This is a genomic window from Pseudonocardia sp. P-1, assembly GCF_058111925.1.
This window is the reverse complement of record NZ_CM176614.1, coordinates 2,054,697-2,070,111: the sequence shown is the minus strand read 5'-3', so window position 1 is coordinate 2,070,111 and position 15,415 is coordinate 2,054,697. Positions and strand designations below refer to the sequence as shown.

The 15,415-nt window shown below is 74.2% G+C and carries 15 protein-coding genes, 1 tRNA gene, 1 other RNA gene and 1 pseudogene; 12 read left to right on the top strand and 6 right to left on the bottom strand.

Annotated elements, in window-relative coordinates; genetic code table 11:
* Nucleotides 1-15: 15 nt before the first annotated feature.
* The 5 genes and pseudogenes from AC0GKK_RS09910 (at nucleotide 16) to AC0GKK_RS09890 (ending at nucleotide 4,250) form a co-directional block, all read left to right on the top strand.
* Nucleotides 16-975: an amidohydrolase family protein gene (locus AC0GKK_RS09910; RefSeq protein ID WP_489883656.1), complete on the top strand. Its 960-nt coding sequence runs from the start codon at nucleotides 16-18 to the stop codon at nucleotides 973-975.
* Between the two features lie 2 nt (nucleotides 976-977).
* Nucleotides 978-2,228: a saccharopine dehydrogenase family protein gene (locus tag AC0GKK_RS09905; protein WP_489883655.1), complete on the top strand. Its 1,251-nt coding sequence runs from the start codon at nucleotides 978-980 to the stop codon at nucleotides 2,226-2,228.
* A 113-nt stretch (nucleotides 2,229-2,341) separates the two neighbouring features.
* Nucleotides 2,342-2,723, top strand: a transfer-messenger RNA (tmRNA) gene (gene ssrA, locus AC0GKK_RS09900).
* 107 nt (nucleotides 2,724-2,830) lie between these two features.
* Nucleotides 2,831-4,053 (top strand): annotated as a pseudogene (locus AC0GKK_RS09895) (cytochrome P450).
* 5 nt (nucleotides 4,054-4,058) lie between these two features.
* Nucleotides 4,059-4,250, top strand: a complete 192-nt coding sequence (locus tag AC0GKK_RS09890) for a ferredoxin (protein WP_208819900.1) — start codon at nucleotides 4,059-4,061, stop codon at nucleotides 4,248-4,250.
* Nucleotides 4,251-4,253: 3 nt separating this feature from the next.
* On the opposite strand, the gene AC0GKK_RS09885 is transcribed toward AC0GKK_RS09890, so the two are convergent.
* Nucleotides 4,254-4,982, bottom strand: coding sequence for a VIT1/CCC1 transporter family protein (locus AC0GKK_RS09885; protein WP_489883654.1), 729 nt, complete (start codon nucleotides 4,980-4,982; stop codon nucleotides 4,254-4,256).
* Nucleotides 4,983-5,047: 65 nt separating this feature from the next.
* Here AC0GKK_RS09885 and AC0GKK_RS09880 point away from each other — a divergent pair, with 65 nt between their 5' ends.
* Genes AC0GKK_RS09880 through AC0GKK_RS09870 form a run of 3 tightly spaced genes read left to right on the top strand, consistent with a single transcriptional unit; the run spans nucleotide 5,048 to nucleotide 7,822 of the window.
* Nucleotides 5,048-6,538 carry a cryptochrome/photolyase family protein gene (locus tag AC0GKK_RS09880; RefSeq protein ID WP_308818231.1) on the top strand — a complete coding sequence of 497 codons (1,491 nt, stop codon included), beginning with the start codon at nucleotides 5,048-5,050 and terminating at the stop codon, nucleotides 6,536-6,538.
* Between the two features lie 28 nt (nucleotides 6,539-6,566).
* A complete protein-coding gene (locus tag AC0GKK_RS09875) occupies nucleotides 6,567-7,085 on the top strand; it encodes a MauE/DoxX family redox-associated membrane protein (protein ID WP_476653953.1) in 519 nt (172 codons plus the stop codon).
* Nucleotides 7,085-7,822 carry a DsbA family protein gene (locus AC0GKK_RS09870; RefSeq protein ID WP_476653954.1) on the top strand — a complete coding sequence of 246 codons (738 nt, stop codon included), beginning with the start codon at nucleotides 7,085-7,087 and terminating at the stop codon, nucleotides 7,820-7,822. The genes AC0GKK_RS09875 and AC0GKK_RS09870 overlap by 1 nt, the downstream gene beginning before the upstream one ends.
* Here the strand turns inward: AC0GKK_RS09870 and yczE are convergent.
* On the bottom strand, nucleotides 7,773-8,405 hold the full coding sequence (gene yczE / locus AC0GKK_RS09865; protein WP_073578397.1) for a membrane protein YczE: 633 nt from the start codon (nucleotides 8,403-8,405) through the stop codon (nucleotides 7,773-7,775). The genes AC0GKK_RS09870 and yczE overlap by 50 nt on opposite strands.
* A gap of 100 nt (nucleotides 8,406-8,505) precedes the next feature.
* Here yczE and yczR point away from each other — a divergent pair, with 100 nt between their 5' ends.
* Complete coding sequence (yczR, locus tag AC0GKK_RS09860; RefSeq protein ID WP_489883653.1) at nucleotides 8,506-9,966, top strand: MocR-like transcription factor YczR; 1,461 nt, start codon at nucleotides 8,506-8,508, stop codon at nucleotides 9,964-9,966.
* 6 nt (nucleotides 9,967-9,972) lie between these two features.
* Here the strand turns inward: yczR and AC0GKK_RS09855 are convergent, their stop codons facing one another.
* The gene (locus tag AC0GKK_RS09855) at nucleotides 9,973-11,463 is read right to left on the bottom strand and encodes a GntT/GntP/DsdX family permease (RefSeq protein ID WP_346106854.1); all 1,491 of its coding nucleotides are present in this window, start codon (nucleotides 11,461-11,463) and stop codon (nucleotides 9,973-9,975) included.
* Nucleotides 11,460-11,948 (bottom strand): gluconokinase, encoded by a 489-nt coding sequence (locus tag AC0GKK_RS09850; RefSeq protein ID WP_224403973.1) that lies wholly within the window; start codon nucleotides 11,946-11,948, stop codon nucleotides 11,460-11,462. The genes AC0GKK_RS09855 and AC0GKK_RS09850 overlap by 4 nt, the downstream gene beginning before the upstream one ends.
* 217 nt (nucleotides 11,949-12,165) lie before the next feature.
* Here AC0GKK_RS09850 and AC0GKK_RS09845 point away from each other — a divergent pair, with 217 nt between their 5' ends.
* Both AC0GKK_RS09845 and AC0GKK_RS09840 read left to right on the top strand, forming a co-directional pair.
* Nucleotides 12,166-12,888, top strand: a complete 723-nt coding sequence (locus AC0GKK_RS09845) for a FadR/GntR family transcriptional regulator (protein ID WP_251785583.1) — start codon at nucleotides 12,166-12,168, stop codon at nucleotides 12,886-12,888.
* A 139-nt stretch (nucleotides 12,889-13,027) separates the two neighbouring features.
* Nucleotides 13,028-13,939 (top strand): TrmB family transcriptional regulator, encoded by a 912-nt coding sequence (locus AC0GKK_RS09840; RefSeq protein ID WP_251785582.1) that lies wholly within the window; start codon nucleotides 13,028-13,030, stop codon nucleotides 13,937-13,939.
* A 10-nt stretch (nucleotides 13,940-13,949) separates the two neighbouring features.
* Here AC0GKK_RS09840 and AC0GKK_RS09835 read toward each other — a convergent pair whose 3' ends face one another.
* Nucleotides 13,950-14,381 (bottom strand): alpha/beta hydrolase family protein, encoded by a 432-nt coding sequence (locus tag AC0GKK_RS09835; protein WP_405419023.1) that lies wholly within the window; start codon nucleotides 14,379-14,381, stop codon nucleotides 13,950-13,952.
* Nucleotides 14,382-14,599: 218 nt separating this feature from the next.
* Here AC0GKK_RS09835 and AC0GKK_RS09830 point away from each other — a divergent pair.
* Nucleotides 14,600-14,672 (top strand) — tRNA-Ala (locus AC0GKK_RS09830).
* A gap of 324 nt (nucleotides 14,673-14,996) precedes the next feature.
* On the opposite strand, the gene AC0GKK_RS09825 is transcribed toward AC0GKK_RS09830, so the two are convergent.
* Nucleotides 14,997-15,152, bottom strand: a complete 156-nt coding sequence (locus tag AC0GKK_RS09825) for a hypothetical protein (protein ID WP_489883652.1) — start codon at nucleotides 15,150-15,152, stop codon at nucleotides 14,997-14,999.
* Between the last annotated feature and the right edge of the window lie 263 nt (nucleotides 15,153-15,415).

Genomic DNA, 15,415 nt, shown 5'->3' with positions numbered 1-15,415 from the left:
GCCTAGGGTGGGGCCGTGGATCTCCCCCAGCCACCGGTCGACGACGCCGACGTGCCCCGCTGGACCGCCGAGCTGGACCTGCCCGGCCTGGTCGACGTGCACGTGCACTTCCTGCCCCAGCGGATGCTCGACAAGGTCTGGGCCTACTTCGACGACGCCGAGACCCACTACGGCACCCCGTGGCCGGTGCAGTACCGGCTACCCGAGGAGGAGCGCTACGCGATCCTCGAACGCCTCGGAGTGCTCGCGTTCGCGCCCCTGACCTACCCGCACAAGCCGGGCATGGGGGAGTGGCTCACCGGCTGGGCCGGCGGGTTCGCCGACGCCCACCCGCGCGCGGTGCGCACCGCGACGCTCTACCCGGAACCGTCCGTGGTCGACTACCTCGGCCGTGCCGTCTCCGACGGGGCGCGGATGGTCAAGGTGCATGTCCAGGTCGGCGGGTTCGACCCGCGCGACCCCCTGCTGCGCGACGCCTGGGGCCTGCTGGCCGACGCGGGCGTGCCCGCCGTCGTCCACTGCGGCGACGGCCCGATCCCCGGCGAGCACACGGGGCTCGGGATCTTCGCCGAGGTGCTGGCGGCGCACCCCGATCTGCGGATCGTGCTGGCGCACGCGGGCATGCCGGACTTCCGGGGCGCGCTGGAGCTGCTGGACCGGTTCCCGAACCTGGTGCTGGACACGACGATGGTCGGCACCGCGTTCTCCCAGCGGATCGCGCCGCTGCCGCCGGACTGGCCGGCACGCCTGGCCGAGCACCCGGGGCGGATCGTGCTCGGCACCGACTTCCCCAACATCCCCTACGCCTACGCCGAGCAGCTCGCCGCGATCGCCGGCTGGGCCGCGGCCGAGCCCCGCCTCGGCGCGGCCTTCCTGCGCTCGGTCCTGTACGACGCCCCGGCCGCGCTGCTGGGCGTCGACCCCGTCCGACACGCCGCCCCCGGCCCCGCGGCCGAGACCCCGAGGAGCTCCTAGACATGGTCAGCCCGCAGAACGACGGGGACGGCGCGGCCGCCCCGGTCGACATCGCCCTCTACGGCGCGACCGGCTTCGTCGGCGGCCTCATCGCCCGTCACCTCGCCGAGCACGCCCCGCCCGGGGTGCGCATCGCGCTGGCCGGCCGCTCCGAGGCGAAGCTCGCCGCGACCCGGGCGGCACTGCCGGCGTCGGCGCGGGACTGGCCGCTGATCGTCGCCGACGCCGCCGACCCGGCCGCGACCGACCGGCTCGCCGCGGGCGCACGCGTCGTGCTGAGCACGGTCGGCCCGTATGCGAAGTACGGTCTGGGGCTGGTCGGGTCGTGCGCGAGGGCCGGCACCCACTACGCCGACCTCACCGGCGAGGTGCTGTTCGTCCGCGAGGCGATCGACCGCTTCCACGGCACCGCGCGCGCGAGCGGCGCGCGGATCGTGCACTCCTGCGGCTACGACTCCGTCCCCTCCGACCTGGGGGTGTTCCTCGCGCACCGGGCCGCACAGGCCGACGGCGCGGGTGGGCTCACCGAGGTCCGCACGGTCGCGACGATGCGCGGCGGGGTCTCCGGCGGCACGGTGGACTCGTTGCGCGGGCAGCTCGACACCGTCCGCACCGACCGCGACGCCCGGCGCCTGGCCGCCCGCCCGCACTCGCTGAGCCCCGACCCGTCGGCCGAGCCGACGCCGTCGCAGCCGGGTGACGCGGGACCGCCCGCCCGGCTCCCGGACGGCACCTGGACCGCGCCGTTCGTGATGGCGTCCTACAACACCCGGATCGTGCGCCGTTCCAACGCGCTGCTCGACCACGCCTACGGCCGCGGACTGCGCTACGGCGAGCTCCAGGGCTGTGGTCGCGGGGTGTCCGGGGCGGTCACCGCGGGTGTGGTCACCGGCGGGCTCGGCGCGCTGGTCGGTGCGTTCATGGTGCCGCCGATCCGCCCGCTGCTCGACCGGGTGCTGCCCGCGCCCGGGACCGGGCCGTCGGAGCGGACCCGCGAGCGCGGCTGGTTCCGGATGGACGTGCGTGCCGAGACCGAGTCCGGACGTCGCTACCGGGTGCGGGTCTCCGGCCCCGGCGACCCCGGCTACGGGGCCACCGCGGTCATGTTCGGCGAGGCGGGCCTCGCACTGGCCCTGGGCGGGTCCGCGCTGCCCGACCGTGCGGGCTGCCTCACCCCGGCCACCGCGCTGGGTGACGTGCTGGTCGACCGGCTGCGGGCCGCGGGGCACACCTACGACGTCGCGGCGGGATAACACGCCACCGGGAACCGGGATGATCGGGCGGGCGTGGGGCGTTATGCTGTGCGTCCGCCCGGGTACGTCCGTGCGGAGTGCAGGTGGACTGCGGGTCCTCCGGGATCCGACCAGGGGGTGAACGGTTTCGACTCCGATCGTTGATCGAGGTGAAGCGTGCCGAGGAAGGCGACGATGATCTCGTTAACCATGCGTCGCAAAAAAATAAGTGCCGACAACAGTCGCACTGCCCAGAGCGCTTACGCGCTCGCTGCCTGATCACCAGGTAGGGGCTGTCGGGCCGGAGGCGTCTCCGCTCCGGTTCCCGACATCATTCAGGGGACTCACCCTGCGGTCCGGCCGCGGAACCGCAGGGGACATCCAACAGCGGCTGGGATCGTCACACCGGCTTGTTCGCGTGACCGGTGGATCCAAGTAGAGACAGAGCGGACTGCGCACGGAGAAGCCCTCGTGAACCGACGGAGGACCCGGGTTCGATTCCCGGCACCTCCACCGCCCAGCGGCCCCGTCCCGACCCCGGGACGGGGCCGTTCCTGTGGCCGGCGAAGATCGTTGCGCAATGAAACTGTGCATTGCTAACATCCTTGGTGGGAGTGATGCCGATGACCGCCGTGACCGATCCCGTGCCCACCTACCCGATGACGCGCGGGTGCCCCTTCGACCCGCCCGCCGAGCTCGCCCGCATCCGGGACGACGAGTGCCCCGCCGGGCCGGGGATCGCCCGGGTCAGGATCTGGGACGGCAGCACGCCGTGGCTCGTCACCCGCTACGACGACGTCCGCGCCGCGCTCGCCGACGAGCGGCTGTCCGCCGACGCCGACCGCGACGGCTACCCGGCCGCGTCGCGGTCGCGCCGCGTGCGCTCCCGGGGGCGCCGGCGCAGCTTCATCATGATGGACGGCCCCGAGCACGCCCGGCACCGGCGGATGCTCATCGGTGAGTTCACCGTGCGCCGCATCGAGCGTCTCCGGCCGCTGGTCGAGCAGACCGTCACCGAGCTGCTGGACGCCATGGAGGCGGGGGAGAACCCGACCGACCTGGTGCAGGCGTTCGCGCTGCCGCTGCCGTCGCTGGTGACTGCCACCTGCTCGGGGTCCCCTACGCCGACCACGCGTTCTTCGAGGCGCAGAGCCGGATCATGGTCGACCTGACCTCGGGCGCGGAGGCGTCGGCCGCGGCGTCGGACGCGCTGCAGGACTACCTCGCCGGCCTCGTCCGGGAGCGGCTGGACGAGCCGCGCGACGACGTGCTCGGCGGGATGGCCGCCCGGGTCGCGGCCGGGGACCTCACCGTCGACGAGGCGAGTGCCTCGGCGCTGCTGCTGCTCGTCGCCGGGCACGAGACGACGGCGAACATGATCGCGCTCGGCACGCTGACCCTGCTGCACCACCCCGACCAGCTCGCCGTCGTCCGCGACGGCGACGCCGCGCAGGTCCGCGCCGCGGTCGAGGAGCTGCTGCGGGTCCTGACCGTGACCCACGTCGGCCGCCGCCGGGTCGCGACCGAGGATTTGGAGATCGGCGGGGTCACGATCCGCGCGGGGGAGGGCGTCGTGCTCGCCGCCGAGGCCGCCAACCGCGACCCCCGCCAGTGGTCGCACCCCGACGAGGTCGACGTGACCCGCGGGACGAACCGGCACGTCGCGTTCGGGTTCGGGGTGCACCAGTGCCTGGGGCAGCCACTGGCCCGGCTGGAGCTGCAGATCGCCTACCCGGCGCTGCTGCGGCGCTTCCCGGGACTGCGGGTCACCGTGCCGGACTCGGAGATCGCGTTCCGCGACGACATGGCGGTCTACGGCGTGCACGCGCTGCCGGTGGCATTCTGATGGCCATGCGCGTGATCGTGGACAAGGAACTGTGCATCGGGGCCGGTCAGTGTGTCGTGACCGCGCCCGACGTCTTCGACCAGGACGACGACGGGATCGTCGCGCTGCTGACCGACTCGCCCGCCGAGGGCGACCGGGACGCGGTGAAGGAGGCCGAGCACGTGTGCCCGGCCCGGGTGATCAGTGTGGAGGACTGACCCTCAGGCGGCGCTGACGCCGATCAGCAAGCCGACCAGGTACGTGGCGCCGGCGGCGATGGCGCCGAACGCCAGCTGGCGCAGCGCCGCCGACCACCACGACCGGGAGGTGAACCGCGAGGTCAGCGCCCCCGCGACGAGCAGGCCGACGCCGCCGACGGCGAGGCCGAGCGCGAGCGAGCCGTAGCCGAGCAGGAACGTGATCAGCGGGATCAGGCCGCCGACCGCGAACGCGGCGAACGACGACACCGCCGCCACCCACGGCGACGGCTTGTCGTCCAGGCTCACGCCCAGCTCCTGGCTGATGTGCATCCGCAGCGCCAGCTCGGGGTCGCGGTGCACCTCCCGGGACACGGCGTCGGCGGTCTGGTCGGACAGGCCCATCTCCCGGAACCGGGCGGCCAGCTCGTGCTGCTCGGCGCGGGGGTGCTGGGCCAGCTCACGGCGCTCGACGGCGGCCTCGGCGTCGAGCGCGTCGTTCTGGGTGCCGACCGAGGCGAACTCGCCGAGCGCCATCGAGAACGCGCCCGCGACGACACCCGCGAGCCCGCTGAGCACGATGACGTCCCGGCCCGCCCCGCCGCCCCCGACACCCGCGACCAGTGCGATCGTGGTGACCAGGCCGTCCATCGCGCCGAAGGTGGCCGCGCGCAGCCAGCCGCCGGAGATGTCACGGTGGGAGTGGTCGTGGTGGTGGTCGGCGAGTTCCGCCTCCAGCTCCGGATCGTTCACGGATGCAACAGTAGGCCGCCGCCGCTCGCCGCGCGGCGCCGCGCGACCACCCCGACACTGGGCCGATGTCGTCCGATGACACGGCTCCGCTCTGGCTGTTCGCCGACCAGCTCGGCCCGCACGTGTGGGACACCGAGGAGTTCGCCGGCCGCGAGATCGTGATCGTCGAGTCCACCCGCGCGCTGGGCCGGCGTCGCCACCACCGCCAGAAGCTGCACCTGGTGCTGTCCGGGATGCGCCACCTCGCCGAGCAGCTCGGCGACCGGGCCACCTACCTGCGCACCGACACCTACCGCGAGGCGCTGGAGCAGGTCGGCCGCCCGGTGGTGGTGCACCAGCCGACGTCGTTCCCGGCCTCGGACATGGTGCGCCGCTTCGTGAAGGAGGGGCTGGTCACCGAGGTCCGGCCCACCCCGACCTTCGCGCTGGGCAAGGACGAGTTCGACGACTGGGCCGGCGACCGCGAGACCTTCCGGATGGAGGAGTTCTACCGCGCCCAGCGCGAGCGGTTCTCCGTGCTCATGGACGGCGAGAAGCCCGTCGGCGGGAAGTGGAACTACGACCACGACAACCGCGAGTCCCCGCCGAAGGGCGCCGAGCGCCTGGAGGTGAAGGCGCCCTGGAAACCCCGCGAGGACGGGATCGACGAGCAGGTCCGCGCCGACCTCGACGCGGCCGGGTACCCCACGGTCGGCAACGACGGGCCGCGCCGCTTCGCCGTCACCCACGAGGAGGCCACCCGGGCGCTGCGGCACTTCGTCCGGCACCGCCTCGACACCTTCGGCCCGTACGAGGACGCGGTGCTGGAGCAGGACTGGGCCATGGCGCACTCGTTGCTGTCGGTGCCGATGAACCTGGGCGCGCTGCACCCGCTGGAGGCGGTGCACGCCGCCGAGCAGGCCTACCACGACGGGGACGCGCGGCTGTCCAGCGTCGAGGGGTTCGTCCGGCAGATCCTCGGCTGGCGGGAGTACGTCTGGCAGCTGTACTGGCGCTTCGGGCGCGGCTACACGCGTCGCAACCACCTGCGGGCCCGCACCCCGCTGCCGGACTGGTGGACCGACCTGGACGCCGACGCCGTCACCGCGAACTGCCTGTCGCACGCCCTGGGCGGGGTCCGCGACCGCGGCTGGACCCACCACATCCCGCGCCTGATGATCCTCGGCAACCACGCCATGCAGCGTGGATACCGGCCGGCGGAGCTCAACGACTGGTTCGCGACGGCGTTCGTCGACGGGTTCGCCTGGGTGATGCCCGCCAACGTGATCGGGATGAGCCAGCACGCCGACGGCGGCCGGATGGCCACCAAGCCCTACGCCTCCGGCGGCGCCTACATCGACCGGATGACCGACCTGTGCTCGGGCTGCGCGTTCGACCCGAAGGTGCGGGTGGGTGAGAAGGCCTGCCCCTTCACTGCGGGCTACTGGCAGTTCGTGCACCGCCACGAGGAGATGATGGCGGGCAACAACCGCACCGCCCGCGCCGTCGCCACGATGAAGCGGCTGACCGATCTCGACGCGCTGCTGGAGCAGGAGTCCGCCCGCGAGGAGTTCTGAACCGGCGGGCTCGCTAGGCTCCCCGGTCGTGACCGCAGTCCGCCCGCTCGACGTGCTGGGCACCGTGCTGCGGCTGGGGCTGGCCGTGGTCTGGCTGGTGTCGGGGGCGGTGAAGCTGTCCGAGCCGTTCACCACGGCCGTCGCCGTCGCCGCCTACCGGGTGCTGCCGGACGCGCTCGTCGTGCCGGTCGCGACCCTGCTGCCGCCGCTGGAGATCGCACTCGGCCTGCTGCTGCTCGCGGGCCTCGCCACCCGGCTCGCCGCGGTGGTGGGCACCGTGCTGCTGCTCGCGTTCGTCGCCGGTCTGGTGCAGGCGTGGGCGCGCGGGCTGGCGATCGACTGCGGCTGCTTCGGCGGTGGCGGGCCGGTCGACCCCGACGACACCGGCTACGGCCCGGCCCTGCTGCGCGACCTCGCCTTCGTCGCGGCCGCGGTGTACCTGACGGTGCGCCCGCGGACGCTGTTCTCCCTCGACGGGCGCGGGGACCGGGCCGCGGCACACGACCACGACCGGCGGGCGCCGGCGGACGCGACGGAGGAGCACTGATGGGACAGAGCGAGCGCGAGCGCCGGCAGGCCGCGCAGGCCCGGCTGCAGGCGGCGGGGATCAGCACCGCACGCACCTCGAGCGGGCTCGGTCGCAACCTCGGGATCGGCGCGCTCGTGCTGGTCATCGCCCTGGCCACGGGCGTCTACGTGCTGTACCAGAACTACCAGAAGGCGACCGTCGCGACCTACCCGGTGACCCGCGACGGCGTCGTCGTGAAGGCCGGGAACCAGGCGGCCCCGGTGACCGTCGACCTCTACGAGGACTACCTCTGCCCCGCCTGCAGACAGCTGGAGAGCAGCGTCGGGAACCAGCTCACCACCGCGGTGAACGAGGGCAAGGCGAAGATCAACTACCACCACATCGTGATCCTCGACGAGCGCTCGACCCCGCCCGGTTACTCGACCCGCGCCGGCAACGCCGCGCTGTGCGCCGCCGACGCCGGGATCTTCCCCGCCTACCACTCCCGCCTGTACGCCGACCAGCCCGCCGAGGGCAGTGCCGGCAAGACGGTGCAGGAGCTGACCGCGCTCGGCACCGAGCTGGGGGCCACGGGGGACTTCGCGGGCTGCGTCACCCGCCAGGCGAACACCCAGGCGATCGCCGACGCGACCGAGGCGGCCGTCGCCGACCCGGCGGTGGCGCCCGGCGGCCGCTTCGGGACCCCGACGGTGATGGTGAACGGGGTCAAGATGGATCTGAGCAACGGGGACTGGCTGTCGAGGGTGACGGGCTGACCGCACCCACGGTGAAGCGCGGCAGGAACCACTGCACCAGCGGCCCGACGGCGAGTGCGTAGACCACCGTCACCGGGCCGAAGACACCGCCGAGCGCCCACCCGACGAGCACGACCGTCACCTCGATCGCGGTCCGCACCAGCCGCACCGACAGGCCGGTGCGGGCCGCGAGCCCGGTCATCAGCCCGTCCCGCGGGCCCGGCCCCAGCCCGACCCCGATGTAGGCCGCCGTCGCCGCCGCGTTCAGCACGATCCCGGCGACGGCGTACGCCATCCGCAGCCACAGCGCCTCCGGGGCGGGCAGCACCGCGAGCGCGGTGTCCACCGTGGCCCCGATGACGACGACGTTCGCCACCGTCCCCAGCCCCGGTCGTTCCCGCAGCGGGATCCACAGCAGGAGCACCCCGACCGCGACGACCACGGTCACCGCGCCCACCGACAGGGCCGTACGGCCGGCGACGCCCTGGTGGAACACGTCCCACGGCATCGAGCCGAGGGCCGCGCGCATCATCAGCGCCATCGAGACCGCGTAGGCGACCAGGCCGGCCACGAGCTGGGTGAGCCGCCGGGTGCGCCGCGGCATCCGCAGCGACCAGCGGGAGCTGTCGATCGTCACGAGATGGCATGCTGCCCCTCTCGGTGGCCTGTCGTCACCGTGCCACTCGAGCGGAAGTGGATCGGGAATGACACAGGGGATCGGGGCGGAGCGCCTCGCCGCGCTGTGCGGTGACGTCCACGGCGGGCGCGGCCCGGCGTACCGGGTGCTGGCCGACGCCGTGCGGGTGCTGACCGGTGACGGCAGGCTGCCGTCGGGTACCCGGCTGCCGGCCGAGCGGGCGCTGGCCGAGGCGCTGGGCGTCAGCCGGGTCACCGTCGCCCGCGCCTACCGCGACCTGCGCGACGACGGCTGGGCCGACGCCCGGCACGGGGCGGGCACCTGGGTGCGGCTCCCGGACCGCACCGGGGGCGTCGACGGGGTCTGGGCGCCCGGGCCGGTGGACCGCGGCACGATCGACCTCGCCCACGCCGCGCCCGCCGCGCCCGCGGTGCTGCCCGACCTGGTCGCCCGCGCCGTCGAACGGGGTGCCGCGGACCTGGCCGGACACGGCTACGGCCCGGACGGCCTGCCCGCGCTGCGGGCCGCGATCGCCGACCGGTTCACCGCCCGGGGGCTCCCGACCGGGCCGGAGCAGGTCGTCGTGACCGGCGGGGCGCTGCAGGCGATCGGGATCGTCGTCGCCGAGCTGGCCGGGCCCGGCGACCGGGTGCTCGTCGAGCACCCCACCTACCCGTCGGCGCTCGACGTCGTCGCCGACGCGGGGGCGGTCGCCGTCCCGGTGGCGGCGGACGGCGCCGACGCGACCCCGCAGACCGTGCTGCCGCGGGCCGCCCGGCAGACCGCGGCGCGGGTCGCGTACCTGATGGCGGACTTCCAGAACCCCACCGGCCGCCTCCTCGACGACGACGCCCGCGCCCGGCTCGTGCAGCGCCTCGCCCGCCAGGGCACGGTCGCCCTGGTCGACGAGACCTTCGCCGAGCTGGACCTGCGCGAGGGCGCCACGGGGCCGCTGCCCTGCGCCGCGCACGCCGCCGGTCCCGACGACGTCGTCACCGTCGGCGGGCTGAGCAAGATCGCCTGGGGCGGGCTGCGGATCGGCTGGATCCGGGCCGGCCGCGAGCGCGCCGCCCGGATGCGACGACGGCTGGCCCGCGCCCAGCTGGCGCTGCCGGTGCTGGAGCAGCTCGTCGCCGTCGAGGTGCTGGAGCGGCTCGACGTGCTGCGGGCCGAACGGGTCGGGGTGCTGCGCACCCGGCGCGACCTGCTGGTCGCCGAGCTCGCCGCGGCCCTGCAGGACTGGCGCTTCACCGTCCCCGACGGCGGGCTGGCGCTGTGGTGCGACCTCGGTGCGCACGTCTCGACGGCGCTGACCGCGGCCGCCCCGCGGCACGGCCTGGTGCTGGCGCCCGGCCCGCGGTTCGGGGCCGGGCACGCGTTCACCGACCGCTTGCGGGTGCCCTTCACCCACCCCGGGCCGGTGGCGGCCGAGGCGGTACGGCGCCTGGCCCGCACCGCCCGCGACGTCGACGGGCCGGGCCGGACGGCCGGCGCCGACCCGGCGACCCGGGCCGGCGTCGTCGTCTGAGCGGGGTCAGATCACCAGGTCGATCACCAGTACCAGGACCAGGCCGGAGACCGAGATGACGGTCTCCATGATCGACCAGGTCTTGATGTTCTGGCCGACGGTGAGCCCGAAGTACTCCTTGACCAGCCAGAACCCGGCGTCGTTGACGTGGGAGAAGAACAGCGAGCCCGCGCCGATCGCCAGTACCAGCAGCGAGGTCTGGGTCGGGTCGAGCGTCGGCAGCAGCGGGACGAGGATGCCCGCGGCCGTCACCGTCGCGACGGTCGCCGACCCGGTCGCGAGCCGGATCGCCACCGCGACCAGCCAGCCCAGGAGCAGCGCGGAGATGCCGGCGCCGGTGGCCCAGCCGGCGATCATCGCACCGATCCCGGTGTCGACCAGGGTCTGCTTGAACCCGCCGCCCGCGGCGACGATCAGCACGATCCCGGCGATGGCGGGCAGCGACCTCTCCAGCGAGCCCATGATCCCGGCGCGGTTCATGCCGGATCCGGTGCCGAGGGTGACCATCGCGACCAGCACCGAGAGCAGCAGCGCGACCAGCGGGGTGCCGACGAAGTCCAGCGCGGCGCGCACCGGGTTGCCCTCGGGTGCGGCGATGTCGCCGACGGCCTTGCCCATCATCAGCACGACCGGCAGCAGCACGGTGAGCAGGGTGGCGGCGAACCCGGGGCGCCGGGTGGGCCCGCCGTCCGGGGCGTCGCGATCGACGGCGGCGTCGCTGCCGGACCCGCTGTCCGGGTCGGTGCCGGTGGTGGCGGCGGCCGATCCGCCGGACGCGGTGCTGCTCCCGGCCGCGACCCGGGACTCGAAGAGCGCCGGCGGGGACACGTCGACCCAGCGGGCCGCGACCTTGGCGAACAGCGGCCCGGCCAGGACGACGACCGGGATCGACACGAGCACGCCGAGGACCAGGGTGATGCCCAGGTCGGCGTCGAGGATGCCGATCGCGGCGAGCGGGCCGGGGTGCGGCGGGACCAGGCCGTGCATGGCGGAGAGCCCGGCCAGCGCCGGGATGCCGACGGCGATCAGCGAGACCTGGGCGCGGCGCGCGACCAGGAAGATGACCGGCATCAGGATGACCAGGCCGATCTCGAAGAACATCGGCAGGCCGATCAGTGCGCCGACGGCGGCCATCGACCACGGCAGCGTCCGCGGGCCGGAGCGGGAGACGATCGTGTCGACCAGCCGGTCGGCACCGCCGGAGTCGGCGAGCAGCTTGCCGAACATCGCGCCCAGCGCGATCAGCGTGCCGACGCTCGCGGCGGTGGAGCCGAAGCCGTCGGAGAAGGCCTCCACGGCGTCGCCCATCGACATACCCGCCACGCCCGCGACGAGCAGCGAGCCGATGGTCAGCGCGAGGAACGGGTGCAGCGAGAACTGCGTGATCAGCAGGACCAGCGCGACGATGCCCACCAGCGCGGCGGTCACCAGGCGACCGGCGGAGGCGACCGGCTGGGCCTGCTCCGCGGCCAGGACGAGTGCGGGGTGCAGCGTCATCGCGGGGCCACCTCCGGCCCGGTGACGGCGACGGCGCCCGCGACGATCTCGTCGACCGGCCGGCGGATGTCCAGCGTCGTCCCGGCCTCGTCGGCGGCCAGCGGCTCCAGGGTGGCCAGCTGGGAGTCGAGCAGCGCGGTCGGCATGAAGTGCCCGGAGCGCCCGCCCATGCGCTCGGCGAGCACGGCGGCGTCGCCGGACAGGTGCACGAACACCGTCGACGGCGCGTGCGAGCGCAGCCGGTCGCGGTAGGCGCGGCGCAGCGCCGAGCAGGCGACGACGAGCCCGGTGCCGGTGTGCTCGGCCAGCCGGGCGCCGACGGCGTCGAGCCAGGGCTCGCGGTCGGCGTCGGTGAGCGGGATCCCCTGGGTCATCTTCGCGACGTTCGCGGCCGGGTGCAGGCCGTCGGAGTCGGTGAAGGGGACACCGAGGGCGTCGGCGAGGGCGGCGCCGACGGTGGACTTCCCGGAGCCGGACACCCCCATCACGACGACGAGCGGGTGGGGTGGTGGCTGCTGTGTCGCCGGCTGTTGCGTCACTGCATCGGCTCCTCACGGGTGTGGCGGCATCGGCACGCGGACCGGAAGTACCCGGACCGTTGTGGGGACCAGAGTGAGTTATTAGTAGTACTTTTTCAATACCGAATCGGTTCGGGTATGCCGTATCGCGTCGTCGAGCCTGTGGAGTGGCACGATTCGGGTCGTGGGTGGCGCAACGGAGGGTCTGCACGGGGACGTCCTGGACCGGCTCGGTACCGCGATCGCCGCGGGGACCATCGGGGCGGGTGAGGTCCTGCGGGCCGAGGAGCTGGTCGCGCGCTACGGCGTGTCGCGCACCGTCGTCCGGGAGGCCGTGCGCGTGCTGGAGTCGATGGGCCTGGTGCGCAGCAGGCGCCGGGTCGGCACGACGGTCGCCCCGCGGGAGCAGTGGAACGTGCACGACCCGCGGGTGATCCGCTGGCGGCTGGACGGTCCCGGCCGCGACGAGCAGCTGCGGTCGCTGTCCGAGCTGCGCTGCGGGGTGGAGCCGCTGGCCGCGGAGCTGGCCGCCGACCGGGCCACTCCCGAGCAGTGCGGTGCGCTCGTCGGCGCGGTGATGGACATGACCGTGCACGGTCGGTCCGGGGATCTGCTGGCCTACCTGGAGGCCGACGTCGTGTTCCACCGCACGCTGCTCGCGGCCTCGGGCAACGAGATGGTGGCCGCGCTGGGCGACGTCGTCGCCGAGGTGCTGGCCGGGCGCACCCGGCACCACCTGATGCCCAGCCGTCCGGAGCCCGACGCGATCCGGCTGCACCGCGACGTCGCCGACGCCGTCCGGTCCGGTGACCCGGCGGGTGCCGGAGCGGCGATGCGCGAGATCCTGCGCGAGGCGGACGCGGCGATGCGGGCCGGTGTGGCGCGCGCTCCGGGTCCTCGATTGTGATGATGGTGCGGATCCGGACGTATCAATCCGTCGTCCGCAACCGATCATAGGGAGACCGTCGTGCGCGACGGGGCCGCGGCACCACGTCGCGGGACGGTGCCGAAATGAGTGAGATGATCTCGCAATGGCCGTACGGCGGGTGACGGAAGAGCTGCAGCGACTGGGCTTGTCGGGCTACGAGGCCAAGGCCTACGTGGCGCTGGTCAGCGCGGGCGAGGCGGTCAACGGCTACGAGGTGGCGAAGCGGTCGGGGGTGCCGCGCAGCACCGTCTACGAGACGCTGGGCAAGCTCGTCGGCCGCGGCGCGGCGTTCGAGGTGCGGGCCGCCGACGGCACCGGCTACGTCCCGCTGCCGCCCGCGACGCTGCTGGAGCGGATGCGCCGCGACTTCGACCGCACGCTGGGCATCCTGCAGAACGAGATCCCGCGGCTGACCGCGCCACCGCAGGTGCGGCTGGTGCACTCGCTGACCGAGCGCCGGATGCTGCTCGAACGGGCCGAGGACGTCGCCGCCGCGGCCCGCTCGGAGCTGTACGTGCTCGGCTGGCCGGAGGACGTCGAGGCGCTCAAGCCCACGATCCGCCGGGCCGAGGAGCACGGCGTCGACGTGGCCACGGTCGTCTTCGGCGCCGACGACGACCCGGTCGGCTGGCACACCGAGCACCGCTACTCGGCCCCGTCGGCGGTCGAGGACAACCTCGGCCGGCGGATGCTCATCGTCGTCGCGGACCGCGACCAGGCCGTGATCGGGGGGCTCACCGCCGACCGCACCTGGGGCCTCTACACCGACGACCCGGCCGCGGTGCTGCTCGCGCACCTCTACGTGCGCCACGACATCGCGATCCACCGCGTCGCCGACCGGTTCGCCGAGCACGGGTTCGACGAGTTCTGGGTCGACGACCCCGCCCTGCGACGGCTGCGCGAGCCCGTCGGCGAGCCGGTCCGGGCCGTCGACGGCGCGCCGCGGTCCGTCGGCCCGGAGACCGACGACCAGGGTGTCGACATCGAGGACCTGGGCGACGACGAGGACGGGCGCAGCCGGGCCGGCTGAGCGTCGCAGCTCAGCCGGCGGGGACCTCCTCCGGCCTGCGCCCGCCCAGGTGCCGGCCGACGAAGTCGAGGATGATCTGCGCCCGCTGGACGCGGTGGCGCGGCGACCCGTCGCGCGACATCCCGTGGCTCTCCTCCGGGAACCGCCAGTGCTCCACCGGCCGCCCGAGCAACCGCACCGCGGCGAACAGCGCGTCGGCCTGCTCGACCGGGCACCGCAGATCGTCCTCGGAGTGCAGGATCGGCATCGGCACGTCGATGCCGCGGACGTGGTGCAGCGGGGACATCCGCCGGTACCCCTCCGGCGCGTCCAGCAGCGAGCGGCCCAGCTCGTGGCCGAACCACCCGGCGGCGTCGGAGCTCCAGTCCAGCGACTCCAGGTTGCCCACCGCCCGCTCGCTGCACGCGGCGGCGAACCGGGCGGAGTGGTGGCGGCCGGCCACGAGGTGAGGTGGCCGCCGCAGGACCCGCCGAGGACGCCCACCCGGTCCCGGTCGAGCCGGTCGACGGCCGCAAGGGCGCCGCCGAGCGCGGCGAGCACGTCGTCGCCGTCGTCCGACGTCAGGGGGCTGCACGGGGCCGACGGCAGGTATCGGCTCCGGAAGGGGCACCCCCCTTTCCGGGCCGGAAACCGGCCCGTGTAGTGTTCTTCATGTCGCAAGGGGCTGTGGCGCAGCTGGTAGCGCACTTGACTGGCAGTCAAGGGGTCAGGGGTTCGAATCCCCTCAGCTCCACCCGATACGAAAAGCCAGGACTCCGGTCCTGGCTTTTTTGTCGGTCCGAAGGGCCGTACTGCCTCGAGGGGCTTCGGCGCCCTCGCATGCCGCTCTGCCGTGCCCGGTGGTCCCGGACGGTGGGCACGACCGCGGCCTGCACCACGACGTGGCTCAGGACGAACGGCAGCATCCGACGTCGCGTCGCGCGGGCGAGCCCCACCCGGCGGACCCGAGCACGAGCAGCAGCACCCCGAGGGCGAACGGCCCGTCACCGGCCGCGACCCCGGCCGCCCGCGTGACGACGAGCCCGAGGACCAGCCCGGCCAGCCGACAGCGGCCTGATCAGCAGAAGGCCGCCGACACCAGGCGGACCGACTTCCGGCCTGCTCCCGGTGGCCGGCGCACGATGCCGACGCCGAGGTCGAGCGGTGCGGCTCCGCCGATCAGCTGCATCGCGGAGACGAACTCGGTGGCCCGGCCGACCTTCTCCTGCGGCATCGCCCGGGCGGCGACGAGAGAGCCGAGAAGCCCCGCGGCGGAGTCGAAGACCGATGTCGGCGTCAGAGCCGGCGGGTCACCGGGCCCACCACCCCTCCCGACGACGGGTCCGCACACCCGATCGTCGCGCTACGCTCCCGCCGGCACTGCCTGCCCGGTCGAAGGGGTGGAATCCCGGCCTGTGACGCAGTCGTGACTGCGCACGCCCGGTTCCGGCATTACCTTCCGAAAGGCCCGCGACCAGCGTGAGCGACGGAGCGCGC

Coding starts and splice junctions, on each gene's coding strand:
- AC0GKK_RS09905 (WP_489883655.1), top strand. CDS start 978: ATGGTCAGCCCGCAGAACGACGGGGACGGCGCGGCCGCCCCGGTCGAC.
- yczE (WP_073578397.1), bottom strand. CDS start 8,405: ATGCCGCGGCGCACCCGGCGGCTCACCCAGCTCGTGGCCGGCCTGGTC.
- AC0GKK_RS09890 (WP_208819900.1), top strand. CDS start 4,059: ATGCGCGTGATCGTGGACAAGGAACTGTGCATCGGGGCCGGTCAGTGT.
- AC0GKK_RS09855 (WP_346106854.1), bottom strand. CDS start 11,463: ATGACGCTGCACCCCGCACTCGTCCTGGCCGCGGAGCAGGCCCAGCCG.
- AC0GKK_RS09880 (WP_308818231.1), top strand. CDS start 5,048: ATGTCGTCCGATGACACGGCTCCGCTCTGGCTGTTCGCCGACCAGCTC.
- AC0GKK_RS09850 (WP_224403973.1), bottom strand. CDS start 11,948: ATGGGGGTGTCCGGCTCCGGGAAGTCCACCGTCGGCGCCGCCCTCGCC.
- AC0GKK_RS09870 (WP_476653954.1), top strand. CDS start 7,085: ATGGGACAGAGCGAGCGCGAGCGCCGGCAGGCCGCGCAGGCCCGGCTG.
- AC0GKK_RS09825 (WP_489883652.1), bottom strand. CDS start 15,152: ATGCCGCAGGAGAAGGTCGGCCGGGCCACCGAGTTCGTCTCCGCGATG.
- yczR (WP_489883653.1), top strand. CDS start 8,506: ATGACACAGGGGATCGGGGCGGAGCGCCTCGCCGCGCTGTGCGGTGAC.